Here is a 22,595-nt window from a genome sequence, read left to right as displayed (position 1 = left end):
CCTGCCCGACCCCCTTCTACACTGCAGACAACGATAATGACAACGGATGCAATGATGATTAGTGGTGTGTTATACGCCCTGCTGGCGGGGCTGATGTGGGGTTTAATTTTCGTCGGGCCTTTGCTGGTGCCAGAGTATCCGGCGATGCTGCAGTCGATGGGACGCTATCTGGCGCTGGGCCTGATCGCCCTGCCGCTGGCGTGGCTCGGGCGCGCGCGACTGCGCCAGTTGAGCCGGCACGACTGGTGGACCGCGCTGGGCCTGACAATGATGGGGAACCTTATCTATTACGTCTGCCTGGCCAGCGCCATTCAGCGCACCGGGGCGCCGGTTTCCACCATGATTATCGGCACGCTGCCGGTGGTACTGCCGGTGTTCGCCAATCTGCTCTACAGCCAGCGCGACGGGAAGCTGCCGTGGCGGCGCCTGTTTCCGGCGCTGATCTGCATCGCTGTGGGCCTGATCTGCGTTAACGTCGCGGAGCTGCGTCAGGGGCTGCCGAATTTTAGCCCGTGGCGCTACGGCTCCGGCATTGCGCTGGCGCTGGGATCGGTGGTCTGCTGGGCCTGGTATGCCCTGCGCAACGCCCGCTGGCTGCGGGAGAACCCGCATCAACCGCCAATGATATGGGCTACCGCTCAGGCGCTGGTGACGCTTCCGGTTTCGCTGGCCGGCTATCTCGCCGCCTGCGCCTGGCTGCACGGTCAGCAGGCCGGGTTTCCCCTGCCCTTCGGCCCGCGTCCGGCGGTGTTTATTATGCTGATGCTGGCCATCGCGGTGCTCTGCTCATGGGTCGGCGCGCTATGCTGGAATATTGCCAGCCAGCGGCTGCCGACGGTGATCCTCGGCCCGCTTATCGTCTTCGAAACCCTGGCCGGACTGCTGTATACCTTCCTGCTGCGGCAAAGTTTACCGCCGCTGCTGACCCTGAGCGGGATCCTGCTGCTGGTGCTCGGCGTGGTCTCCGCCGTACGCGCCAGACCGGAAAAACCGATGCTGCAGCCGCTGGCGGACGAAAAAAAGTAGCCTCGCCTCCTTAAGGGGTATTCCCTCGCCAAAAAGATGCATTTAAAATACATCTTATATTCCTGATGACGAGGTAACTGCTATGGCTTTCCGTGACCAACCTTTAGGCGAGCTGGCGCTGACCATCCCGCGCGCCTCCGCCCTGTTCCGTCAATACGATATGGATTACTGCTGCGGCGGCAAACAGACCCTGGCGCGCGCCGCGTCGCGCAAAGCGCTGGATGTCGCGGTGATTGAAGCCGAGCTGGCGAAACTGGCCGAACAGCCTCTCTCCCGCGACTGGCGCGCGGCGCCCCTCGCGGAGATTATCGACCATATCATCGTTCGCTATCACGACCGGCACCGTGAACAGCTGCCGGAGCTGATCCTGCAGGCCACCAAGGTTGAACGCGTCCATGCCGATAAACCGAACGTACCGAAAGGACTGACTAAGTACCTGACCATGCTGCATCAGGAGCTTTCCAGCCACATGATGAAAGAGGAGCAGATCCTGTTCCCGATGATCAAACAGGGAATGGGCGCCCAGGCCGGGGGGCCGATCAGCGTGATGGAAAGCGAGCATGATGAAGCGGGTGAACTGCTGGAAGTCATTAAGCACATCACCCACAACGTGACGCCGCCGCCGGAAGCCTGTACCACCTGGAAGGCGATGTATAACGGTATCAACGAGATGATCGACGATCTGATGGAACACATCAGCCTGGAAAATAATGTGCTGTTCCCGCGCGCCCTCGGCGGAAAGTAAAGAAAAAGGCGCCCGCGGGCGCCCTCGACATTGTCCGTCTTATTTGGCCACTCCGGGTGGCCTTTTTTATGACGGGCCGTTGCAAGCAACGTTAAAATTTTCGTTTATTTCGCCAGCCGTTTTTTGCCGGCAAACAGCCAGCCCGCGCCCAGCAGCACAAACCACAGCGGGGTGACCATCAGCGCTTCACGGGTATCGTCTTCCAGGGTCAACAGCACCAGTACAAAGACGAAGAAGGCCATGCACACCCAGCACATGACTTTACCCAGCGGCATCTTGTAGCTTGACTTCTCATGCAGCTGAGGGCGGTTTTTACGATACGCCAGGTAAGAGCAAAGGATGATGGTCCAGACGAACATAAACAGGATCGCCGACACCGTGGTGATCATGGTGAAGGCGGCAATCACGCTCGGGTTGACCATCAGCATCACCACCCCGCCCAGCAGACACATGCAGGAGAAGGTTAAGCCCTTCGCCGGCACCGCACGCTTCGACAGCTTGGCGAACATCTTCGGCGCCTGACCATCCTGCGCCAGACCGAACAGCATACGGCTGGTAGAGAACACGCCGCTGTTGGCCGAGGAGGCCGCGGAGGTCAGCACCACGAAGTTGATCAGGCTCGCCGCCGCCGGCAGACCAACCAGCACGAACAGCTCAACGAACGGGCTCTTGCTCGGCACCACGGAGCTCCACGGCGTCACCGACATAATCACAATCAGCGCGAAGACGTAGAACATAATGATACGCAGCGGGATGGAGTTAATCGCTCGCGGCAGGGACTTTTCCGGGTCTTTGGTTTCGGCGGCGGTGGTACCCACCAGCTCAATCCCCACGAAGGCAAACACCGCAATCTGGAAGCCGGCGAAGAAGCCGCTCAGCCCTTTCGGGAACCAGCCGCCGTCATTCCACAGGTGGGCGAAAGAGGCTTCGACCCCGGTCGGCGATTTGAAATGCATCATCACCATTACCAGGCCGACGACGATCAGCGCCACGATGGCGACAATTTTGATCATCGCGAACCAGAACTCCATTTCGCCAAACATCTTGACGGTGGCCAGGTTCAGGCCCAGCAGCAGCAGGATCACCGCCAGCGAGGCGACCCAGTCGGAGAGTCCGGGAAACCAGAATTGCGCGTAGGCGGTGATGGCGACAACGTCCGCCATCCCGGTCACTACCCAGCAGAACCAGTAGGTCCAGCCGGTAAAGTAGCCCGCCCACGGCCCCAGCAGATCGGCCGCGAAGTCGCTAAAGGATTTATATTCGAGGTTCGACAGCAGTAATTCGCCCATGGCACGCATCACGAAAAACAGCATAAAACCGATAATCATATAAACAAAGATAATGGATGGTCCGGCAAGGCTGATGGTTTTGCCAGAACCCATAAATAACCCGGTGCCGATCGCTCCGCCAATCGCGATCAGCTGAATATGTCGGTTTGTGAGATTTCGCCGTAGCGATTGTTCAGTCGGCTCCTGCTCGACAGCAGCGACTTTAACCTGATCTACCATGTGATTTCTTCCTGTTGTACCTGTCTGTGTTGTTCAGGCTCTGATGGCCCGTCGTCTGTCATTAACCCCAGCAAGGGCTAGTCGATATTAGGTAAGAATCGGAGGGATGAATACTATGATTTAGATATAATGTTAATTTTATGTTTAAAGTGAGTGTTATATCACTCATCTAACGCGAAATAGCTCACAAAAATACACCCATACGTGATGAATGCAAAACATAATTCCAATTAATTTTTAACTTAAGGATTTTACGCTATTTTTATGGCTTCCCCTGCCGCGGGGAAGAGGAAGCCGCTGCTGTTTAGATAATGTCCAGCAGTTCAACTTCGAAGATCAGGGTGCTGAACGGAGGAATCGATGCGCCAGCGCCGCGCTCACCGTAGGCGAGGTTGTGCGGGATCGTCAGTTCCCATTTGGAACCTACCGGCATCAGAGTCAGCGCTTCAATCCAGCCGCCGATCACGCCGGTCACCGGGAATTCAGCCGGTTCACCGCGAGCAACGGAGCTGTCGAAGACGGTGCCGTCGATCAGTTTGCCAGTGTAGTGCACGCGAACGCGGTCAGTACGCGCCGGGATCGGGCCTTCGCCCTGGGTCAGTACGCGGAACTGCAGACCAGACTCGGTGCTGTTCACACCCTCTTTCTCGCGGTTTTCATCAAGGTATTTTTGGCCGTCAGCGGCCATGGCCTGAAAACGCTCGCGACGCACAGCGTCAGCACGCTCGTGGATTTCACGCAGCGCGCGGTGAACGGCTTCCACCGGCACCTGCGGCTGGTTACCTTCCAGCGCATCGGCGATACCCGCCACCAGCGCTTCCGGCAGCAGCCCCTGCAGGCCGGATTCGCTCAGCTGTTGTCCAACCTGCAAGCCGATACCGTAACTTGCCTGCGCTTCGATAGTGTCAAAAGTTGGGGTTGCCATCGTTGTTCCTTTTTGGGTGATAAACATCAAGATAAAAGCGTGCGAAAGCATAACAGCCATAGCGAAATGGGTAAAACTTTGTCGGCGGATGATGACAAATCTCAGCGAAAAAGAAACAATAGGCGGCAGCAGGTTAACTTCACTTTGTTCCGGTCATCAGGACGTTAGCCATCTATACTCATGAGCAGGATATAAATATGCGGAGCAGGAGGAAAGCCATGCCCGGGCGCTTTGAACTGACATCTACCCTGGCGAAAATCTGGCACGCCCCGGATCATTTTCGCCTCCTGGACCCGCTGCCTCCGATGCACCGCCGGGGAATTATCGCTGGCTTCCTGTTGGTTATTATCGGTATTCTGCTTCCCTCCGATGATAGCCAAAGCCCGGCGTCCACCAGCCGTGAAGCGAACCTGAATCTACAGTCGCAGTCCCAGCCGCAAGCTGGCGGCAATCAGGCCGTTCCGCTGCCGCCGATCACTAATACGCCTACCGTGAGCGACGCCGATCAGATGGCGCCGGTCGNNNGGAGCCGATTCAGGATGAGCAGCCGGATCAAGCGCAGACGCAGCAGCCCGCCGCCACCCAGCCTTATCAATCCTCATCACAGCAGTCCGCGCCGGGTATTGAGCAGCAATGGCGGACCTATCGCATCGAGTCAGGCAAAACCCTGGCGCAGCTGTTCCGCGATCATGGGCTGCCGGCCACTGACGTCTACGCCATGGCGCAGGTTGAAGGCGCTGGCAAGCCGCTAAGTACTTTGCAGAGCGGACAGACGGTGCAGATTCGGCAGAACGCCAACGGCGTGGTCACCGGGCTCACTATCGATACCGGCAACGGCCAGCAGGTGCTGTTTACCCGCCAGTCGAACGGCAGCTTTGTGCGTGCGCGATAGCAGAGAAGACGACAGCAAGCGTTACGCCGCCGCAAAATGAAAGGCGCTAAAAAGCAAAACGCCGGCACAAGGCCGGCGGTTTGTTGTTACCAGAACGTCAGAGGCCGATTACTCAGCAACCACGTTGATGATAACTTTAGCGAATACTTCGCTGTGAACCTGGAAGTTCACTTCGTGCTCGCCAACGTTACGCAGAACGCCGTTCGGCAGGCGAACTTCGCTCTTAGCAACTTTAACGCCTGCTGCAGTAACAGCGTCAGCGATGTCGCGAGTACCGATGGAACCGAACAGTTTACCTTCGTCGCCAGCTTTAGACGCGATGGTTACGGATTCCAGGGCGTTGATCTGCTCAGCACGAGCTTCAGCTGCTGCCAGAACGTCAGCCAGTTTGGCTTCCAGTTCAGCACGACGTGCTTCGAAGAATTCAACGTTTTTCTTGGTAGCAGGAACAGCTTTACCCTGCGGGACCAGGAAGTTACGAGCGTAGCCCGCTTTAACGTTAACCTGATCACCCAGGCTACCCAGGTTTGCTACTTTATCAAGCAGAATAACTTGCATTACCTTATCCTCTCAAAGTCGTATTAATGGACCGTGACCGATTACTGATGACGATCAGTGTACGGCAGCAGGGACAGGTAGCGAGCGCGTTTGATAGCGCGAGCCAGCTGACGCTGGTATTTTGCACGGGTACCGGTGATACGGCTCGGGACAATCTTACCGCTTTCGGTGATGTAGTTTTTCAGCGTAGCGATATCTTTATAGTCGATCTCTTGAACGCCTTCCGCGGTGAAACGGCAGAACTTGCGACGACGGAAATAACGTGCCATATGGCTAGTCTCCAGAATCTATCAATTCAATCTGCTCGGCATGCAGAACCATTTTGCTCAAGCCGTTCTTTGCCTTATGGCAAGAGATGAACCCTCGAACGGTTACTGCGCTACCGACCGTTATACTGTGAGTAATGGCCTGGTTTTCGTGACCGCTAATAATAACGGGCATTTGACACCATGCCTGCCGGTGAAAACCGGCTTCCTCCTGCACTGAACGATGCTCAAGCACGAACTGGCAGTGAGGAATTCCTGACGGGCTGACCTTACGAAGTGGAGTCCTGCAAATAATGCCGGACAGCTCCAGACGGTTGGTCATCAGGATTACTCTTCAGAATCCCCAGCTTCAGAATCATCTGCGGTTTCGTTGGCGAAATCTTCGCGACGCTCACGGCGCTCGTCTTTCGCTTTAACCATCGGAGATGCTTCGGTAACAGCGTGCTTAGTACGCATTACCATGCTGCGGATAACGGCGTCGTTGAAGCGGAAGTTAGTTTCCAGCTCATCGATCGCTTCCTGCGGCGCTTCAACGTTCATCAGAACGTAGTGAGCTTTGTGCAGTTTGTTGATCGGATAAGCCAGCTGACGGCGGCCCCAGTCTTCCAGACGGTGGATCGTACCTGCTGCTGCAGTAATTGCACCAGTGTAACGTTCGATCATGCCCGGAACCTGTTCGCTCTGGTCAGGATGGACCATAAAAACGATTTCGTAATGACGCATCGAATTGCTCCTTACGGATTATTCAGCCTCCTGTCTGGGTCAGCCGCGGCCCATGGAGGCAAGGAACGTGTTAAAGGGCGGCTGAAAAATTGACGCGTCATTCTAATGGCGGCCCCTCAGGAACACAAGCGCATTTGCACAAATAATTCGCACTAAGCGCCAAGCTGGGCTAAGTGGGTGATTTAAAATTAACCAATAAAGGAAGCGGCATTTTTTTGAACAACTGCATCAGAAAAGGTCGCCATGCGATGAACGCGCAGCGATTACACTTCTATCAAAGCCCAACGATCACAGGAGAGCCCCGAGTCAGCGTCAGGACTGTCAGTCAGGAGCGTAGTATATGAAACTGAAAATCATCGCCATGATGGCTGCGCTTTTCTTCAGCGCCAACGCGCTGGCAGCTATCCAAATCACCGAACGTCAGGCCCGCAACATGGACGACGTGCAGAGCCTCGGCGTTATCTATATCAATCACAATATGGCCACTGAGCACGAGGCCGAACAGGCCCTTAGCCAGATGAGCGATGCGCAGGGGGCGAAATACTTTCAGCCTATCCTGATGCACGAACCCGAAACCAACGGCCCGCTTCGCGCCAGCGCGGTGATATACCGCTAACGCCTGCCCGATTCTTCGCCTCTCCTCGCGAGGGGCGAAGCGAGGTCTGCGCCTAAACGCAATTGAGAATTATTTTACAAACCGACTTACCAGCGTCATCGCAACCTGATTTAATCAGCCACTCGCCATTTGATAATCAGGAGTGATTGATGGTTCCGCGTTTCGCCATCTTAGGCCGTATCCCCAAAGGCGTTTGGGTACTCGGCGGCGTCAGCCTGCTGATGGATGTCTCCTCCGAGATGATCCACAGCCTCTTACCGCTGTTTATGGCCACTACCCTCGGCGCCAGCGTGATAATTATCGGTCTTATCGAGGGACTGGCGGAAGCCACCGCCCTGATCCTGAAGGTCTTCTCCGGCGCAATCAGCGACTATGTCGGCAAGCGTAAAGGACTGGCGCTGCTGGGCTACGGCCTGGGCGCGCTCAGTAAGCCGCTGTTTGCCATCGCCCCTACCGCCGGGGTGGTGTTTAGCGCCCGCATGATTGACCGCGTAGGCAAAGGTATTCGCGGCGCGCCGCGCGATGCGCTGGTCGCCGATGTCACCCCGCCGGAGATCCGCGGCGCCGCCTACGGACTACGCCAGGCGCTGGATACCGTCGGCGCCTTTCTCGGCCCGCTGCTGGCGGTGCTGCTGATGTTTATCTGGGCCAACGATTTTCACGCTATTTTCTGGGTGGCGGTCATTCCCGCCGTGCTCTCCATTCTCCTGCTCGGATTCGGCCTACAGGAGCCAAAATCCGCCATCGCGCACAAACGCAGNAATCCGCTGAAGCGCGAAAACCTGAAAAAGCTCTCCGCCGCCTACTGGTGGGTGGTCGCGATCGGCAGCATTTTCACCCTCGCCCGCTTCAGCGAAGCCTTTCTGGTGCTGCGCGCCCAGCAGATGGAGATCCCGCTCTATACCATCCCGCTGGTGATGGTGGCGATGAACCTGGTCTACAGCCTCACGGCTTACCCGTTCGGTAAACTCTCAGACAGCATGAGCCACAGCAAACTGCTGCAGTGGGGGCTGCTGGTGCTGATCCTCGCCGATATCGTGCTGGCGCTCAGCGGCCACTGGAGCACGCTGCTGATCGGCGTCGCGCTGTGGGGGATTCATATGGGAATGACCCAGGGCCTGCTGGCGGCGATGGTCGCCCATACGGCGCCACCGGAGCTACGCGGCACGGCGTTCGGTATGTTTAATCTGATGAGTGGCCTGGCTCTGCTGCTGGCCAGCACCGGCGCGGGGGTACTGTGGGAAACCTTCGGCGCCGCCTCGACGTTTTACGCCGGGGCGATAATTTGCGTGGTCAAGCTCATCGGCATGCGCGTGATGCCGTCGGCCTATCGTCAGGATTAAAAACGGCTCCGGGGCCAGACCAGTTGCTTCACCGTGAGGGGTGAAAGCCCCGGAGCGCGCTATCTACTTTTGCCCATAGTAGGCGTTTGGCCCATGCTTACGCTGAAAATGCTTATTCATCAGCCAGCTATCGATGGGCTGCAACTGCGGATTAATGCCGCGGGCAATCCACGCCATGCGCGCCACCTCTTCCATCACCACCGCGTTGTGTACCGCCTCGTGGGCGTCTTTGCCCCAGGCAAATGGCCCGTGCTGATAGACGACGATCCCCGGGGTATGCAGCGGATTGGCCTCACCCAGCGTTTCGATAATCACCTGCCCGGTGTTCAGCTCGTAGGCCTCGTCCACCTCCTGTGCGCTAAGCGCCCGGGTGCAGGGAATATCGCCGAAGAAGTAGTCCGCATGGGTGGTGCCGAGCGCCGGGATCGCCAGCCCCGCCTGCGCCCAGGCGGTGGCGTGCGTCGAATGGGTATGCACCACCCCGCCAAGGTCGGGATAACGGCGATAGAGCGCCAGATGGGTGGCGGTATCAGAGGAGGGACGCCAGCGCCCTTCCACCACGTGCCCCTGCAGATCAACCACCGACATGTCATCGACGGTCATTGACTCGTAGGCGATGCCGCTGGGCTTAATCACCACCAGCCCACGCTGCCGATCAATGGCGCTAACGTTACCCCAGGTAAAGGTCACCAGGCCGTAGCGCGGCAGATCCATATTGGCCTCGAACACCTGCTGTTTCAGCTGTTGCATTATGCCGCCTCCATCAGGCCCGCGCGGGCCATCCGCGCCTTCACCCAGTCACGCGCCTTCGCCACCTCCGCCAGCGGGTCAGCGCTGGTTTCGCTCCACATCTCAATCAGGTACGGGCCGCAGTAGCCGGTCTGCTTGAGCGTTTCGAAGCAGCGTTCAAAATCGACCACCCCTTCGCCGAACGGCACGTTTTTAAAGACGCCGGGCTTCGTGTCTTTGACGTGTACCGCCACGATATGCCCGCTCCCCGCCTTCAGCTCCATCTGGACGTCGTTATCCCACGCCGACAGATTGCCGATATCCGGGTAAAGCTGGAACCACGGATTATTCAGGTAATGGGCATAGCCCAGCGCTTTACTGATCGAGTTCATCAGCGGGTAGTCCATGATCTCCATCGCCAGGGTTACCTGGGCTCGGCTGGCCATCTCGACGCTCTGTTTCAGGCCGTCGCGAAAGCGGCGGCGCGTCTCATCGTTCGCCTGCTGGTAATAGACGTCGTAGCCTGCCAGCTGGATCACCCGAATCCCCACATCCTGCGCCAGCTGAATAGCTTTACGCATAATTTCCAGCCCCTGATGCCGCACCGCGTCGTCTTCACTACCCAGCGGAAAACGGCGATGGGCGCTAAGGCACATCGACGGCACCCGGACGCCGGTTTCAGCCACCGCCTTGACCAGCGCCAGACGCTGCTCCGGGCTCCAGTCCAGCCGCGCAAGGCGGGCGTCAGTTTCATCGAGAGACATCTCAACGAAATCAAAGCCCAGCGCTTTTGCAAGCTTTAGCCGCTCCAGCCAGCACTCCCCGGCGGGGAGCGCTTTTTCATAGATGCCGAGCGGAATGGATTTCGCCAACATAGTCGCTCCTTAACCCCACAGCTGGGCGATAGAGCGTTTNAACTGGCGCGCCGCTTCCACCGGCGAGGCGGCATCGCGGATGCTGCGTCCGGCAATAAAGACGTGAACAGGGATCCCGGCAAACAGCGGCAGGTCTTCCAGCGCCAGCCCGCCGGTGACGGTCACTTTGAAGCCCATATCAGACAGACGCTTAATCGCGCTGATATCCGCCTCACTCCACGCCACGCCTGCCGCCTGCGCGTCGCGGCTGCGGTGATAGACCACCTGCTGAATACCCGCCTCGCGCCACGCCTGCGCCTGCTCCCAGGTCCAGAAGCCGGTCAGCTCAATTTGCACATCGCCGTTGAACTCTTTGGCGACGTCCAGCGCCCCTTTGGCGGTGTTGATATCGGCGCAGCAGATCACTGTGACCCAGTCGGCGTTGGCTTCGAAGCACATCCGCGACAGGATCTTGCCGGCATCGGCAATTTTGGCGTCCGCCAGCACGATTTTATGCGGATACAGCGCTTTCAGATCGCGCACCGCGCGTACACCTTCACCGACGCAGAGGATAGTGCCGACTTCAATGATATCTACCTCTTCGGCGATCAGACGGGTTGTTTCATAAGCGCTGGCCAGCGTTTGGTTGTCCAGGGCGACCTGTAACATAGGTAATGACATGATAGTGTTCCTTTTAAACAGCCGCCGCGGTGGCGTTTTTGATTAAATCCAGCACTTCCTGCTCACTGCGGCAGGCGCGTAAACGGTCGAAATTGGCTTCGTCATCAAACAGGTTAACGATCTGCATGATGCCCACTTCCTGGTGGGTGGTGGCGTCAACCGCCGCCATGGTGATCAGGATGTCGACCGGGTCGTTATCTTCGTGGTTGAAAATCAGCGGTTTCTTTAGCGTGACCAGCGCAAAGCCGGTTTTTTTGACGCCCTCTTCCGGCCGCCCGTGCGGCATGGCTAATCCCGGAGCGATCACAAAATAGGGGCCGTGCTGCGCGACGCCGTCGAGGATTGCCTGGTAGTAGCGCGGTTCCACCACGTCGGCGGCCACCAGCAGATCGACGCCGATTTTCACCGCCTCCTGCCAGGTTTCCGCTTCCGCCTGCAGGCGAATGGAGTGATTCTGCGCCAGTGATTCATGGAGTTTCATAGCCGCTCCTTATTTCACGTCCTGCGGGAAATGAGCTTTAATCACCTCCAGCAGCTTTGGCCCGAAATCCGCGGGGGAAAGCATATTACGCACCCCCACCACGTGTTTATTGCCGGAGACGGTAATCTCCCCCGCGATATGGGTTGAAGCGATGATGATATCCGCGCCGTTTAGTTCGCTTTTGTATTCACCCACCGCGCAGCTGTTCACCGTGTGGTCGATATTGGATTGCGTCAGGAACTGATCCACTTTCATTTTCATGATCATAGAACTGCCTTGCCCGTTACCACACACAGCCAGAATACGTACGGTCATAATCAGAACTCCTTATTGGGCAGAGGCCTCTGCCAGTTGTTTTTCCGCGTCTTCTTCGGCGCGCAGCGCGCGGCCAGCGAAGAACATATAAGCGAGAGCAATCAGGATGATGACGGCCATAAACGCCAGCCCGATGGAGGCGAAGCCCTGCATCATCGGCGGCGCCAGAATCGACCAGTCCGCCATTCCCATCCAGGCGCTCATACCGGTGAGCTTCACCGCCCACACGCAACCGAAAATTTCAACCATGCCCATCACCAGGCAGATTTTGAGCGCCGCGCGCCAGCCGCCGAAGTGGTTGGCAAAGACGCCAATCGTCGCGTTGGAGAAGAACATCGGGATAAAGCCCGGAATAATCAGAATTGAAGAGCCGATGCCAACCAGAATGCCGACGGCAATCAGCTGGCCGATGGTGCCCCACATAAAGCCCCACACCACCGCATTCGGCGCAAAGCTATAGATCGCGGCGCAGTCAATCGCCAGCACCGCGCCGGGGATCAGGCGTTGCGAGATACCGTTGAAGGCTTCGGACAGTTCGGCGACGAACATCCGCACGCCCTGGGTAATGATGAAAATGGCCACCGCGAAGGAGAAACCGGTCTGCAGGATATAGACCGTCCAGTGGGTTTTCCCCGCCATCGCCTGCACGACGTCAATACCAAAGGAAAGCAGGATCGCGCCAAAGAAAATGGTCATGACAATCGCGGTGGAAACGATGTTGTCGTGGAAGATATTGAGCCAGCCTGGCAGCTTGAGGTCTTCCACACTCTCCTCTTTTTTCCCCAGATACGGCGCCACTTTGTAGGCAATCCACGAGGCAAACTGCTGCTGGTGACCGATGGAGAAGCCGCAGCCGTCGGTGACCAGCTGAGTCGGCTTGAACATCATGTTGGAGGTGATACCCCAGTACAGGGAGACCAGCACGGCGGTACAGATGATGGTCGTCCACATTCCGTAACCAAAGATAAAGAACGAGACGGCGATCAGCCCCGCCTGCTGAAACATGATATGGCCAGTCAGCATGATGGTGCGGATGCCGGTTATCCGGCGCAGCAGGACGTAACAGATGTTGAGCGCCAGCGCCAGCAGCACCGCGTAGCCCACCCAGCTATAGGCCTCGCCCATCCGGTCGATGGTCGCCATCATCGAGGCATAGGTGTCAGAGATCGCGCCGTTGATGCCGTACACCTCTGACATTTTCGCCACCACCGGTTTAAAAGTGCTGGTGAGGATGCCGGAGCCGGCCTGTAACAGCATGAAGCCGATAATGGTTTTGATCGTGCCTTTAATAATCACGCTGACGCTTTTGCGCAGCAGGATATAGCCCAGACAGGTGACGATACCCAGCAGCAGCGGGGCATTGGTCATCACCTGATTAAAGAAAACGGTAAAGATGTTGTAGAGGATTGCCATAACACACTCCCGATGGTGAAGGCGCTGAACGCGCCTTACGCTCAGCATTTCTCGCTGCCCACTCTAATAATCAAAAATAATCACAACAAGATTGAATTTGATTAAATGTGACGCGCGCCGCAATAATCCTCTATTTCATTGTGACTATTGCCGAGCAGTAGCGCCGAAACATAATTAAATATTTTAAAATCATATAGATAAAACAAATCACAACCTTTATGGATGCTGGNCCCCCTGAGAGGTGATGCGCATCTCTTCGTAAAATTGATGGAAAACAAGATTGCAATCTTGAAAATCCAGTGACAACATAAATCAAAACCAATCAAAATTTGATTACTATTGAAAATACGAGGAAGAGCACGATGAGTAAAGTACAGACCATCACCCGTGAATCATGGATCCTGAACACCTTTCCGGAATGGGGCAGCTGGCTGAATGAAGAGATTGAGCAGGAGCAGGTTGCGCCCGGCACCTTCGCCATGTGGTGGCTCGGCTGTACCGGTATCTGGTTAAAATCCGAAGGCGGGGCTAACGTCTGCGTCGATTTCTGGTGCGGCACTGGCAAACAGAGCCACGGCAATCCGCTGATGAAAACCGGCCACCAGATGCAGCGGATGGCAGGCGTGAAAAAATTACAGCCTAACCTGCGCACCACGCCGTTCGTGCTGGATCCGTTCGCCATTCGCCAGATTGACGCGGTCCTCGCGACCCACGATCACAACGATCATATTGACGTCAACGTCGCCGCCGCCGTCATGCAGAACTGCCCGGCCGATGTGCCGTTTATCGGCCCGAAAACCTGCGTCGACCTGTGGATCGGTTGGGGCGTGCCGAAAGCGCGCTGTATCGTCATGAAACCTGGCGATGTCGTGAAGATCAAAGACATTGAGATCCATGCGCTCGATGCGTTCGATCGCACCGCGCTGATCACCCTCCCGGCGGACCAAAAAGCCGCTGGCGTACTGCCGGACGGCATGGACCAGCGCGCGGTCAACTACCTGTTTAAAACACCGGGCGGCAACCTGTACCACAGCGGCGATTCCCACTACTCCAACTACTACGCGAAGCATGGCAACGAGCATCGGATTGACGTCGCCCTCGGCTCGTATGGCGAGAACCCGCGCGGGATCACCGACAAAATGACCAGCGCCGATATCCTGCGCATGGCAGAGTCGCTCAACGCCAAAGTTGTGATCCCGTTCCACCATGATATCTGGTCAAACTTTCAGGCCGATCCGCAGGAGATCCGCGTTCTGTGGGAGATGAAAAAGGATCGTCTGAAGTACGGCTTCAAGCCGTTTATCTGGCAGGTCGGCGGCAAATTTACCTGGCCGCTGGATAAAGACAATTTCGAATATCACTACCCGCGCGGTTTCGACGATTGCTTCACCATTGAGCCGGATCTGCCTTTCAAATCCTTCCTGTAAGTCGCCGCCGGCAGGCCCTGCCTGCCGGAAATACCCCGCCGCAGGGTTAGTATTTTCACATGATTTCAAATATCATCTTTGCCGTTCACTTTTAATCGGATTCGCTCATGACGGAAGCGCAAAGGCACCAAATTCTGCTGGATCTGCTCGCCCAAACGGGGTTTGTTACCGTGGAGCAGGTGATGTCGCGGCTCGGGATCTCACCCGCTACCGCCCGACGTGATATCAACAAGCTGGATGAAAGCGGCAAACTGAAAAAGGTTCGTAATGGCGCGGAAGCCATTAGCGAACAGCGCCCCCGCTGGACGCCGATGAACATCCACCAGGCGCAAAATCTGGATGAAAAAGTGCGTATTGCACGCGCCGCTTCGCAACTGATCGCGCCGGGTGAGAGCATCGTCATTAACTGCGGCTCCACCGCCTTTCTGTTGGGTCGGGAACTGTGCGGCAAACCGGTGCAGATCATCACCAACTATCTGCCGCTGGCTAACTACCTGATCGACCAGGAGCATGACAGCGTGATTATCATGGGCGGCCAGTACAACCGCAGCCACGCCATCACCCTCAGCCCCCACGGTAGCGAGAACAGCCTCTATGCCGGACACTGGATGTTTACCAGCGGCAAAGGGCTCACCGCCGAAGGCCTCTACAAAACGGATATGTTGACCGCCATGGCCGAGCAAAAAATGCTTAACGTGGTCGGCAAACTGGCGGTGCTGGTCGACAGCAGCAAGATCGGCGAGCGCGCCGGGATGCTATTCAGCCAGGCCGGACAAATAGACGTGGTGATCACCGGCAAACAGGCCGATGCCGCGATCCTCAAACAGCTTGAGGATCAAGGCGTCAGCGTAATCCGCGTTTAAAGGTGCTGCTGAAAAAAGGCGACCGTGGTAGCCAGCGCCTCTGGCGTAATGCGATGGCGGACGCCTTTCTGCCAGACACAGGTCAGCCTGGCGGCAAGATCGCCTTGCCGCAGCGCCTGCTCTAGTCGAAAGGTTTCTTCCGGCGGCACCACGTCATCGGCATCGCCATGCCAGAGCAGCAGCGGTCGCCGGGCAAGGGACGCCAGCTGATGGCTGACATCCCATTCGCGGAGACTGTCAGCATCAAAGCCAGGCGAGGGAAACAGGGTTTGCGACAGGGAACGAAAATAGCCCGACCCCATCAGACAGGCGACGCTGTTCAGCTCGGGGTGATGCGTCATGATGCCCAACGCCGTCATTCCACCCATCGAAGCGCCCGCCACCGCCAGCCGCTCCCCTTCCAGCCATCCTTCAGCGATTATCGCCTCGCGCAGCGCAGGAAACTCCCTGAAATTCTGCTGCAGAATCGGCCAGAAGCGCTGCATCCGCCCGGCCTCATCGCCCTGATAGCGCGCCCCATGCTCCGGCGCGTCCGGCATGATCACCCGGAATCCGGCCTCGGCCAGCGCCACCGCAAAGTAGCTGTAGACCAGCTTCGACGAGGTAAAGCCATGATAAAAGACGATACAGGGCAAGGGCTTATCCAGACTCTCCTGCGGACAGGCATGTAAAATTTCACCACCGCCGAGGTTGCGCATTTCTAGTGCAATCATTTATCGTCTTCCTTCTCTATCGTGGTTAGGCGTCATGGGAAAATTCATTCACCAGGCAACCCAGTTTGCTACGATTCATAATGTTGAGAACCCGGTTACGCTTTCACAACATTTTCATTCGAAAATCGCGTCAGAGATAACAGTTCGGGAACATTCCCCGGCAATCCTGTTAAGGCTACCACTACACTATCACTATCAGGAAACGAGATATGGTTATGCGCAGGTTTTCACCGTGGTTACTGGCCATCGTCCTCAGCGGGTGTAGCGCCCTGCAGGGAACGCCGGAAGCCCCGCCGCCCGCCACCGACCATCCGCAGGAGATCCAGCGCTACCAGACTGCTGGCCTGCAGAAAATGGCCACGGTGAGCGTACTGATGTACGGTTCGCCGATGGATGTCGAAGCGGCGCTGAAGGCCAAAGCAGAAGCGGCCAAAGCCGATTACTACGTCATCATCATGATCGATGACACCATGGTACCCGGCCAGTGGTATTCGCAGGCGATCCTCTATCGTCGATAACGAGGCGGCGTCTTTAAATCTGCTTTACACAGCTTTGCGTCCATTCACGTTCTCCTGTGCATAATAACGTTCGGCCAGCCACCTGGCAGGACGTTAGCAACGGACTGCCCTTGGGACTACGTGAAATGGAGCTGACGATGAAACGATCTTTTACCCTATCCAGCCTGCTGTTAACCGCTGCGACGGCCAATACGTCCGCGCAGTCAGCCGAATTCGCCAGCGCGGATTGCGTCACTGGCCTGAATGAAATCGGTCTGATCTCCGTCACTAATCTTTCCGGTAGCCAACAGGATGTAGAGCACGCCATTGCCCGCAAAGCAGACGAGCAAGGCGCCTCCTGGTATCGCATTATTCAGATGTACGAGGAACAACAGCCGGACAGCTGGCGCGTGCAGGCCATTCTCTACGCCTGAGGCGCCTGGCGCCCGCGCCCCATAGCCCGCAGCAGCAGATCGTCGAGGGTCGGCGCGTCAAGACGTATGCCGCCGCGGGTGTCGAGCATCATCCGGCACCAGGCTTCGGCCAGCGGCGGCGAAGCATGGCGCAGCATCTGCGCCCCCGCGCCAAGACGATAGACCAGCCGGGCAATCTCTCGCCCCTGCTCTTCGGCGGGTCGTTTCAGCAGTTGCTGCAGCTGACGCCATGCGCGGTCGAGATGGCGGTTCTGTCCTTTCACCTCCGCACACTCCGCGGCCAGCAGCTCCATCGCCGCCGGCTGCTTGCTGAGCACCCGCATCACATCGAGGCACATAATATTGCCGGAGCCTTCCCAGATGCTGTTGACCGGCATCTCGCGATACAACCGCGGTAGTTCGCTCTCCTCGCAATAGCCGATGCCGCCCAGCACTTCCATCGCCTCGGCGACAAACGGGATACCGGCCTTACAGATGGCAAACTTGGCCGCAGGCGTAAACAGGCGCGCCCAGGCGCTTTCCCGGGCATCATCCCGACGGTCCCAGGCCCGCGCCAGGCGAAACAGAAACGCGGTCTGCCCCTCCAGACGGAGCGCCATTTGCCCCAGCAGCTGGCGCATCATCGGCTGTTCGACCAGGTTTTTGCCAAACGCCTGACGCTGTAGCGCGTGATACAGCGCCACCGAGAAGGCGCGACGCATCAGGGCATGGCTGCCCAGCGCGCAGTCAAAGCGGGTCAGGCCGCCCATCCTGAGGATCTGCCGCACGCCGTCGCCTTCGTCGCCCACCAGCCAGCCGCAGGCATCATAAAACTCCACTTCGCTACTGGCGTTGGAGCGGTTGCCGAGCTTCTCTTTTAAGCGTTCAAGACGCACGCCGTTACGCTGCCCGTCGGGCAGCAGACGCGGCACAAAGAAGCATGAGAGCCCCGCCGGAGCCTGAGCCAGCACCAGGTGAGCATCGCTCTGCGGCACCGAGAAGAACCACTTGTGTCCCACCAGTCGGTAAAACCCTTCCGCCGTTTTCTCCGCGCGAGTGGTATTGCTCAGCACATCAGACCCCCCTTGCTTCTCGGTCATTCCCATGCCGATCAGCAGGCCGCGCTTCTGGCCGCCAGGCGCAAGGTGCGGATCGTAACGGTCGCTCAGCAGTGGCGACAGCCAGTCGCGAAAGGGCGCGGGCAGGGCGTGCTGCAGCAGGGGCGTTGCGGCGAAGGTCATGGTAATCGGGCACAACGTCCCGGCCTCCACCTGGGCATGGAGCAGAAAGCGGGCGGCGCGGGCGACAAACGCGCCTTCGCGGGCATCCTCCTGCCAGGCGAGATTATGTACCCGGTTCGCGCACAGCCCCTGCATCAGCAGGTGCCAGGCGGGATGAAAGCGCACGTCGTCCAGCCGGGCGCCGGTGGCGTCATAGCGCAGCAGCTCCGGCGGATTGCTGTTGGCCAGGCGTCCCAGCTCCAGCGATTCGGCTGTCCCCAGCTGCTGGCCAATGCTGGCGAGCAGATCGCCATCCCAGCCGGCGCCTTCGCGGACCACGGCTTCACGCAGAGCGGTATCGGACAGAAACAGATTGCTGTTATTCAGCGGGGTGGGTTGATTAAAAACGGTGTGCGTTTGCCAGTGCATCGTGTCTCCCTCCATCAATGGCGATAGCCATAAGTATGGTTATCCGGAGGGATACTCGCCCGCGAGAGCGGTCACAAAAAAGCCATCCCGGAGGATGGCTTTTTTTGATTCGTCGATGGTTCAGCTTAGCTGCGCTGGCGTACTGCTTCAAACAGACAGATGCCGGTAGCCACCGAGACGTTCAGCGAGGAGACGCTGCCCGCCATCGGGATGCTGATCAGCTCATCGCAGTGTTCGCGGGTCAGACGACGCATGCCTTCGCCTTCCGCGCCCATCACCAGCGCCATCGGGCCGGTCATTTTGCTCTGGAACAGCGTATGGTCGGCTTCCCCTGCGGTTCCGACGATCCAGACGTTTTCTTCCTGCAGCAGACGCATGGTGCGCGCCAGGTTGGTGACGCGGATCAGCGGGACGTTCTCCGCCGCGCCGCAGGCCACTTTCTTCGCCGTCGCATTCAACTGAGCGGAACGATCTTTTGGCACGATCACCGCATGCACGCCGGCGGCGTCGGCGCTACGCAGGCAGGCGCCGAGGTTGTGCGGATCGGTTACGCCGTCGAGGATCAGCAGGAACGGTTGATCGAGCTGCGCCAGCAGATCCGGCAGATCGTTCTCCTGATACTGACGCCCCGGCTTCACGCGGGCAATGATCCCCTGGTGCACAGCGCCTTCGCTCTTCTCATCAAGAAACTGACGGTTGGCCAGCTGAATCACCACGCCCTGCGCTTCCAGGGCATGGATCAGCGGCAGCAAGCGCTTATCCTCACGGCCTTTCAGAATATAAACTTCCTGAAAACGCTCAGGTGCGCGCTCCAGCAGTGCCTGCACCGCATGGATGCCGTAAATCATTTCACTCATTGATGTACTCGTTTTAGGTTCTGTTATCTGCCCCCTTCACCCCATCCTGCGTCAGCAGACTTCAGGGTGAAGGGAGGTCAATCACTCGGCGATCTTCTTCTTTGCCGCGCGCTTGGCTTTCGTCGCGGCGGCGATTTTCTGTGTTTTCGCCGACGGTTTTTTCGCTTTTTTCTCTTTCTTCGGTCGGGCGGTCTCTTTCTCTTTACGGAAAGCGCTGTCCGGCTCGAAGTTTACCTGCTTACCCACCTGGCGGCGACGGCCGCCCGGCTTGCCAGAGGTACTCTTTTTCGCTTTCTCACGGGCGGTCTTGCCGACATTACGCGGCGCACGCTCGCTGGAGATCAGGGTAAAGTCGATTTTCCGCTCGTCCATGTTGACCGCTTCCACACGGACTTCCACGCGGTCGCCCAGGCGATAGGTCTGGCCGCCGGACTCACCAATGAGACGCTGCCCCACCTGGTCGAAACGATAATAGTCGTTATCCAGGCTGGAAACATGCACCAGACCGTCGATAAACAGATCGTTCAGGCGGACGAAGAAGCCAAAGCCGGTCACGCTGGCGATCACGCCGGGGAAGATGTTGCCCACCTGATCCTGCATGAAGTCGCACTTCAGCCAGTCAGACACTTCGCGCGTCGCTTCGTCGGCGCGGCGCTCGGTCATCGAACAGTGCTGACCCAGCTGGAGCATCTCTTCCATACTGTAGTGCCAGCCGCCGGTCTCGGTGCTGTTGCCTTTATGTCCCTGCTCTTTGGCCAGCAGATACTTGATAGCGCGGTGCAGCGACAGGTCCGGGTAACGACGAATCGGCGAGGTGAAGTGGGCGTATGACTGCAGCGCCAGGCCAAAGTGACCGCGGTTTTCCGGATCGTAGACCGCCTGCTTCATGGAGCGCAGGAGCATCGTCTGCAGCATTTCGGCATCCGGGCGATCGGCGATGGAGGTTAGCAGCTCTGCGTAATCACGCGGCTCCGGCTTGTTGCCGCCAGGCAGCTCCAGTCCCAGCTCAGCCAGCACGGTACGGAAGGAGGTAATCGCTTCGGTGGTTGGCTTATCATGGATACGGAACAGCGCCGGCTCCTGCGCCTTCTCAACGAAGCGCGCGGCGGAGATGTTCGCCAGGATCATGCACTCTTCAATCAGCTTATGCGCATCGTTACGCTGAGTCTGTTCGATACGCTCAATACGGCGTTCGGCATTGAAGATGAATTTAGCTTCTTCACTTTCAAATGAGATACCGCCGCGCTCTTCGCGGGCGCTCTCCAGCACTTTGTAGAGGTTATGCAGCTCTTCAATGTGCTTCACCAGCGGCGCGTAGTGTTCGCGCAGTTCCTGGTCACCCTGCAGCATATGCCACACTTTGGTGTAGGTCAGGCGAGCATGTGAACTCATCACCGCTTCATAGAATTTATAACCGGTCAGACGGCCTTTTGACGAAATCGTCATCTCGCACACCATACACAGGCGATCGACCTGCGGGTTCAGCGAGCATAGACCGTTAGACAGCACTTCCGGCAGCATCGGCACTACCTGCGACGGGAAGTAGACCGAGGTGCCACGACTGCGCGCTTCCGCATCCAGCGGCGTCCCCGGGCGCACGTAGTAGCTGACGTCGGCAATGGCGACCCACAGGCGCCAGCCGCCGCCGCGTTTCTTCTCGCAGTACACCGCGTCATCGAAGTCGCGGGCATCTTCGCCGTCAATGGTAACCAGCGGCAGCGAGCGTAAATCGACGCGTCCGGCCTTCGCCTCTTCCGGCACCTGTTCTTTGAGACCGGAAACCTGTTTTTCCACCGCCGGCGGCCAGACATAAGGAATTTCATGGGTACGCAGCGCCATATCGACGGCCATGCCGGTGCCCATGTTGTCGCCCAGCACTTCGACGATTTTACCCACCGCTTTGGTGCGGCGGGTTGGTCGCTGGGTCAGCTCGACCACGACCACGTAGCCCATCCGCGCGCCCATTATCTCTTCCGGCGGGATCAGGATATCGAAGCTCAGGCGGCTGTCGTCCGGGACGACAAAGCCGACGCCAGCGTCGGTGAAGTAACGGCCAACTATCTGGCTGGTTTTCGGCACGAGGACGCGGACGATGCGCGCTTCGCGGCGGCCCTTACGGTCCGCGCCCAGCGGCTGAGCCAGCACCTGGTCGCCGTGAATACAGGTTTTCATCTGCTCTGACGACAGGTACAGATCGTCTTTGCGCCCTTCAACGCGCAGGAAACCATAGCCATCGCGGTGGCCAATAACGGTTCCTTTGAGGAGATCGAGGCGTTCCGGCAGGGCATAGCACTGGCGGCGGGTGAAGACCAGCTGACCGTCGCGCTCCATCGCGCGCAGGCGGCGGCGCAGCGCTTCGGTTTGCTCTTCGCCCTCGATATTTAACTCGATGGCCAGCTCATCGCGGCTGGCAGGCTTTTCCCGTTTAGTTAAATGTTCGAGGATAAATTCCCGGCTCGGGATAGGGTTCGCGTACTTCTCAGCTTCGCGTTCCTGGAATGGATCTTGTGACATATCGGTTCCTCCGTTGTCATCTCCGGCAGAGTGGCGTCACTCCACCAGCAATAATTTATAAAGCGGTTGATTCTTCTCAACCAAATCAGCCAGCGTATAGTTATCCAGTTCCTTGAGAAAACTCTGCGCGGCTTCAGCTAGTGCCTGTTTCAGACGACAGGCTGGTGTAATGTGGCAAAACTCGCTGCTGCAGTTGACCAGCGATAAGGGTTCAAGGTCACGCACCACGTCACCGACGCGGATCTGTCCTGCTGGTTTGCCGAGGCGAATGCCCCCGTTCTTCCCCCGCACGGCAGTCACGTAGCCCATGCGACTTAACTGATTGATTATTTTAACCATATGATTACGGGAGACGCCATAGACCTCGGTCACTTCCGAGATACTGGTCATTCGTCCTTCCGGCAGCGACGCCATATAAATCAGCGCGCGTAGTCCGTAATCGGTGAAACTCGTTAACTGCACATAAACCTCAGGGAAAAGAAAACAGGGTATGTCGAGCGACATCATTATTATTGATGATAAACCAGCCAGCGCTCAGGCCGCTAATTTATTTGAAATGGGGCGGGCGAACAGCAAAAACAAGGGCG

Annotated in this window: 25 protein-coding genes and 1 pseudogene; 9 read left to right on the top strand and 17 right to left on the bottom strand. The window is 57.8% G+C overall.

What is annotated here, in order from left to right:
* Positions 1-54: 54 nt before the first annotated feature.
* A complete protein-coding gene (locus VZP09_RS23135; RefSeq protein ID WP_032439129.1) occupies positions 55-1,026 on the top strand; it encodes a DMT family transporter in 972 nt (323 codons plus the stop codon).
* Between the two features lie 82 nt (positions 1,027-1,108).
* Positions 1,109-1,771 carry an iron-sulfur cluster repair protein YtfE gene (ytfE, locus tag VZP09_RS23130; protein WP_004152016.1) on the top strand — a complete coding sequence of 221 codons (663 nt, stop codon included), beginning with the start codon at positions 1,109-1,111 and terminating at the stop codon, positions 1,769-1,771.
* A 104-nt stretch (positions 1,772-1,875) separates the two neighbouring features.
* On the opposite strand, the gene cycA is transcribed toward ytfE, so the two are convergent.
* Both cycA and fklB read right to left on the bottom strand, forming a co-directional pair.
* Positions 1,876-3,279: a D-serine/D-alanine/glycine transporter gene (cycA, locus tag VZP09_RS23125; protein ID WP_002886688.1), complete on the bottom strand. Its 1,404-nt coding sequence runs from the start codon at positions 3,277-3,279 to the stop codon at positions 1,876-1,878.
* Positions 3,280-3,583: 304 nt separating this feature from the next.
* Positions 3,584-4,204: an FKBP-type peptidyl-prolyl cis-trans isomerase gene (gene fklB, locus VZP09_RS23120; RefSeq protein ID WP_002886687.1), complete on the bottom strand. Its 621-nt coding sequence runs from the start codon at positions 4,202-4,204 to the stop codon at positions 3,584-3,586.
* A 218-nt stretch (positions 4,205-4,422) separates the two neighbouring features.
* On the opposite strand from fklB, the pseudogene VZP09_RS23115 reads away from it, so the two are divergent.
* Positions 4,423-5,096 (top strand): annotated as a pseudogene (locus VZP09_RS23115) (LysM-like peptidoglycan-binding domain-containing protein).
* A gap of 108 nt (positions 5,097-5,204) precedes the next feature.
* On the opposite strand, the gene rplI reads toward VZP09_RS23115, so the two are convergent.
* From rplI to rpsF, 4 genes are read right to left on the bottom strand one after another with little or no spacing between them, the layout of a single operon-like run.
* On the bottom strand, positions 5,205-5,654 hold the full coding sequence (gene rplI / locus VZP09_RS23110) for a 50S ribosomal protein L9 (RefSeq protein ID WP_002886682.1): 450 nt from the start codon (positions 5,652-5,654) through the stop codon (positions 5,205-5,207).
* 41 nt (positions 5,655-5,695) lie between these two features.
* Positions 5,696-5,923, bottom strand: coding sequence for a 30S ribosomal protein S18 (rpsR, locus tag VZP09_RS23105; RefSeq protein WP_000135199.1), 228 nt, complete (start codon positions 5,921-5,923; stop codon positions 5,696-5,698).
* A gap of 4 nt (positions 5,924-5,927) precedes the next feature.
* Entirely contained in the window at positions 5,928-6,242 is a 315-nt protein-coding gene (gene priB, locus VZP09_RS23100; RefSeq protein ID WP_002885722.1) for a primosomal replication protein N, read from the bottom strand.
* Between the two features lie 5 nt (positions 6,243-6,247).
* Positions 6,248-6,643 (bottom strand): 30S ribosomal protein S6, encoded by a 396-nt coding sequence (rpsF, locus tag VZP09_RS23095; RefSeq protein ID WP_002885691.1) that lies wholly within the window; start codon positions 6,641-6,643, stop codon positions 6,248-6,250.
* A 340-nt stretch (positions 6,644-6,983) separates the two neighbouring features.
* Between rpsF and VZP09_RS23090 the strand changes: the two genes are divergently transcribed.
* Both VZP09_RS23090 and VZP09_RS23085 read left to right on the top strand, forming a co-directional pair.
* On the top strand, positions 6,984-7,259 hold the full coding sequence (locus tag VZP09_RS23090; RefSeq protein WP_002885689.1) for a DUF1471 domain-containing protein: 276 nt from the start codon (positions 6,984-6,986) through the stop codon (positions 7,257-7,259).
* Between the two features lie 149 nt (positions 7,260-7,408).
* Entirely contained in the window at positions 7,409-8,602 is a 1,194-nt protein-coding gene (locus tag VZP09_RS23085; protein ID WP_328795429.1) for an MFS transporter, read from the top strand.
* Between the two features lie 63 nt (positions 8,603-8,665).
* Here the strand turns inward: VZP09_RS23085 and VZP09_RS23080 are convergent, their stop codons facing one another.
* The 6 genes from VZP09_RS23080 to ulaA all read right to left on the bottom strand — a co-directional run bounded on the left by VZP09_RS23080 (position 8,666) and on the right by ulaA (position 13,075).
* On the bottom strand, positions 8,666-9,352 hold the full coding sequence (locus VZP09_RS23080) for an L-ribulose-5-phosphate 4-epimerase (RefSeq protein ID WP_002885687.1): 687 nt from the start codon (positions 9,350-9,352) through the stop codon (positions 8,666-8,668).
* Entirely contained in the window at positions 9,352-10,206 is an 855-nt protein-coding gene (locus VZP09_RS23075) for an L-ribulose-5-phosphate 3-epimerase (RefSeq protein ID WP_004210671.1), read from the bottom strand. The genes VZP09_RS23080 and VZP09_RS23075 overlap by 1 nt, the downstream gene beginning before the upstream one ends.
* A 9-nt stretch (positions 10,207-10,215) precedes the next feature.
* Positions 10,216-10,866: a 3-keto-L-gulonate-6-phosphate decarboxylase UlaD gene (gene ulaD, locus VZP09_RS23070; RefSeq protein ID WP_328795428.1), complete on the bottom strand. Its 651-nt coding sequence runs from the start codon at positions 10,864-10,866 to the stop codon at positions 10,216-10,218.
* A 13-nt stretch (positions 10,867-10,879) separates the two neighbouring features.
* Positions 10,880-11,347, bottom strand: a complete 468-nt coding sequence (ulaC, locus tag VZP09_RS23065) for a PTS ascorbate transporter subunit IIA (RefSeq protein WP_002885683.1) — start codon at positions 11,345-11,347, stop codon at positions 10,880-10,882.
* Positions 11,348-11,356: 9 nt separating this feature from the next.
* Positions 11,357-11,662: a PTS ascorbate transporter subunit IIB gene (ulaB, locus tag VZP09_RS23060; protein ID WP_002885682.1), complete on the bottom strand. Its 306-nt coding sequence runs from the start codon at positions 11,660-11,662 to the stop codon at positions 11,357-11,359.
* 12 nt (positions 11,663-11,674) lie between these two features.
* Positions 11,675-13,075, bottom strand: a complete 1,401-nt coding sequence (ulaA, locus tag VZP09_RS23055) for a PTS ascorbate transporter subunit IIC (RefSeq protein WP_002885681.1) — start codon at positions 13,073-13,075, stop codon at positions 11,675-11,677.
* 362 nt (positions 13,076-13,437) lie between these two features.
* On the opposite strand from ulaA, the gene ulaG reads away from it, so the two are divergent.
* On the top strand, positions 13,438-14,502 hold the full coding sequence (gene ulaG, locus VZP09_RS23050) for an L-ascorbate 6-phosphate lactonase (RefSeq protein WP_004194176.1): 1,065 nt from the start codon (positions 13,438-13,440) through the stop codon (positions 14,500-14,502).
* Between the two features lie 107 nt (positions 14,503-14,609).
* Complete coding sequence (ulaR, locus tag VZP09_RS23045; RefSeq protein WP_004177697.1) at positions 14,610-15,365, top strand: HTH-type transcriptional regulator UlaR; 756 nt, start codon at positions 14,610-14,612, stop codon at positions 15,363-15,365.
* Here ulaR and yjfP read toward each other — a convergent pair.
* On the bottom strand, positions 15,362-16,078 hold the full coding sequence (gene yjfP, locus VZP09_RS23040; protein WP_048299754.1) for an esterase: 717 nt from the start codon (positions 16,076-16,078) through the stop codon (positions 15,362-15,364). The genes ulaR and yjfP overlap by 4 nt on opposite strands.
* A gap of 209 nt (positions 16,079-16,287) precedes the next feature.
* On the opposite strand from yjfP, the gene bsmA reads away from it, so the two are divergent.
* Both bsmA and yjfN read left to right on the top strand, forming a co-directional pair.
* Positions 16,288-16,596, top strand: a complete 309-nt coding sequence (gene bsmA / locus VZP09_RS23035; protein ID WP_002885674.1) for a biofilm peroxide resistance protein BsmA — start codon at positions 16,288-16,290, stop codon at positions 16,594-16,596.
* A 137-nt stretch (positions 16,597-16,733) separates the two neighbouring features.
* On the top strand, positions 16,734-17,009 hold the full coding sequence (gene yjfN / locus VZP09_RS23030) for a DUF1471 family protease activator YjfN (protein ID WP_002885673.1): 276 nt from the start codon (positions 16,734-16,736) through the stop codon (positions 17,007-17,009).
* On the opposite strand, the gene VZP09_RS23025 is transcribed toward yjfN, so the two are convergent.
* From VZP09_RS23025 to nsrR, 4 genes are all read right to left on the bottom strand, one after another.
* Entirely contained in the window at positions 17,000-18,637 is a 1,638-nt protein-coding gene (locus VZP09_RS23025) for an isovaleryl-CoA dehydrogenase (protein ID WP_021441063.1), read from the bottom strand. The genes yjfN and VZP09_RS23025 overlap by 10 nt on opposite strands.
* A 125-nt stretch (positions 18,638-18,762) precedes the next feature.
* Entirely contained in the window at positions 18,763-19,494 is a 732-nt protein-coding gene (gene rlmB / locus VZP09_RS23020) for a 23S rRNA (guanosine(2251)-2'-O)-methyltransferase RlmB (RefSeq protein WP_002885669.1), read from the bottom strand.
* 81 nt (positions 19,495-19,575) lie between these two features.
* On the bottom strand, positions 19,576-22,008 hold the full coding sequence (gene rnr, locus VZP09_RS23015; protein ID WP_023283148.1) for a ribonuclease R: 2,433 nt from the start codon (positions 22,006-22,008) through the stop codon (positions 19,576-19,578).
* Between the two features lie 36 nt (positions 22,009-22,044).
* Positions 22,045-22,470 carry a nitric oxide-sensing transcriptional repressor NsrR gene (nsrR, locus tag VZP09_RS23010; protein ID WP_002885667.1) on the bottom strand — a complete coding sequence of 142 codons (426 nt, stop codon included), beginning with the start codon at positions 22,468-22,470 and terminating at the stop codon, positions 22,045-22,047.
* Positions 22,471-22,595: the final 125 nt, after the last annotated feature.

The organism is Klebsiella sp. EMBS2024 (assembly GCF_036233805.1).
Lineage (GTDB): Bacteria > Pseudomonadota > Gammaproteobacteria > Enterobacterales > Enterobacteriaceae > Klebsiella > Klebsiella pneumoniae.
This window is presented reverse-complemented; position numbering and strand designations above follow the sequence as displayed.

What these genes read in the sequence shown, in the direction of transcription:
- bsmA (WP_002885674.1), top strand. Translation starts at nt 16,288, where the DNA reads ATGGTTATGCGCAGGTTTTCACCGTGGTTACTGGCCATCGTCCTCAGC.
- VZP09_RS23025 (WP_021441063.1), bottom strand. Translation starts at nt 18,637, where the DNA reads ATGCACTGGCAAACGCACACCGTTTTTAATCAACCCACCCCGCTGAAT.
- VZP09_RS23075 (WP_004210671.1), bottom strand. Translation starts at nt 10,206, where the DNA reads ATGTTGGCGAAATCCATTCCGCTCGGCATCTATGAAAAAGCGCTCCCC.
- rlmB (WP_002885669.1), bottom strand. Translation starts at nt 19,494, where the DNA reads ATGAGTGAAATGATTTACGGCATCCATGCGGTGCAGGCACTGCTGGAG.
- priB (WP_002885722.1), bottom strand. Translation starts at nt 6,242, where the DNA reads ATGACCAACCGTCTGGAGCTGTCCGGCATTATTTGCAGGACTCCACTT.
- rnr (WP_023283148.1), bottom strand. Translation starts at nt 22,008, where the DNA reads ATGTCACAAGATCCATTCCAGGAACGCGAAGCTGAGAAGTACGCGAAC.
- ytfE (WP_004152016.1), top strand. Translation starts at nt 1,109, where the DNA reads ATGGCTTTCCGTGACCAACCTTTAGGCGAGCTGGCGCTGACCATCCCG.
- ulaR (WP_004177697.1), top strand. Translation starts at nt 14,610, where the DNA reads ATGACGGAAGCGCAAAGGCACCAAATTCTGCTGGATCTGCTCGCCCAA.
- rpsF (WP_002885691.1), bottom strand. Translation starts at nt 6,643, where the DNA reads ATGCGTCATTACGAAATCGTTTTTATGGTCCATCCTGACCAGAGCGAA.
- fklB (WP_002886687.1), bottom strand. Translation starts at nt 4,204, where the DNA reads ATGGCAACCCCAACTTTTGACACTATCGAAGCGCAGGCAAGTTACGGT.
- ulaG (WP_004194176.1), top strand. Translation starts at nt 13,438, where the DNA reads ATGAGTAAAGTACAGACCATCACCCGTGAATCATGGATCCTGAACACC.
- VZP09_RS23135 (WP_032439129.1), top strand. Translation starts at nt 55, where the DNA reads ATGATTAGTGGTGTGTTATACGCCCTGCTGGCGGGGCTGATGTGGGGT.
- VZP09_RS23080 (WP_002885687.1), bottom strand. Translation starts at nt 9,352, where the DNA reads ATGCAACAGCTGAAACAGCAGGTGTTCGAGGCCAATATGGATCTGCCG.
- ulaC (WP_002885683.1), bottom strand. Translation starts at nt 11,347, where the DNA reads ATGAAACTCCATGAATCACTGGCGCAGAATCACTCCATTCGCCTGCAG.
- ulaB (WP_002885682.1), bottom strand. Translation starts at nt 11,662, where the DNA reads ATGACCGTACGTATTCTGGCTGTGTGTGGTAACGGGCAAGGCAGTTCT.
- rpsR (WP_000135199.1), bottom strand. Translation starts at nt 5,923, where the DNA reads ATGGCACGTTATTTCCGTCGTCGCAAGTTCTGCCGTTTCACCGCGGAA.
- yjfN (WP_002885673.1), top strand. Translation starts at nt 16,734, where the DNA reads ATGAAACGATCTTTTACCCTATCCAGCCTGCTGTTAACCGCTGCGACG.
- ulaA (WP_002885681.1), bottom strand. Translation starts at nt 13,075, where the DNA reads ATGGCAATCCTCTACAACATCTTTACCGTTTTCTTTAATCAGGTGATG.
- rplI (WP_002886682.1), bottom strand. Translation starts at nt 5,654, where the DNA reads ATGCAAGTTATTCTGCTTGATAAAGTAGCAAACCTGGGTAGCCTGGGT.
- cycA (WP_002886688.1), bottom strand. Translation starts at nt 3,279, where the DNA reads ATGGTAGATCAGGTTAAAGTCGCTGCTGTCGAGCAGGAGCCGACTGAA.
- yjfP (WP_048299754.1), bottom strand. Translation starts at nt 16,078, where the DNA reads ATGATTGCACTAGAAATGCGCAACCTCGGCGGTGGTGAAATTTTACAT.
- VZP09_RS23090 (WP_002885689.1), top strand. Translation starts at nt 6,984, where the DNA reads ATGAAACTGAAAATCATCGCCATGATGGCTGCGCTTTTCTTCAGCGCC.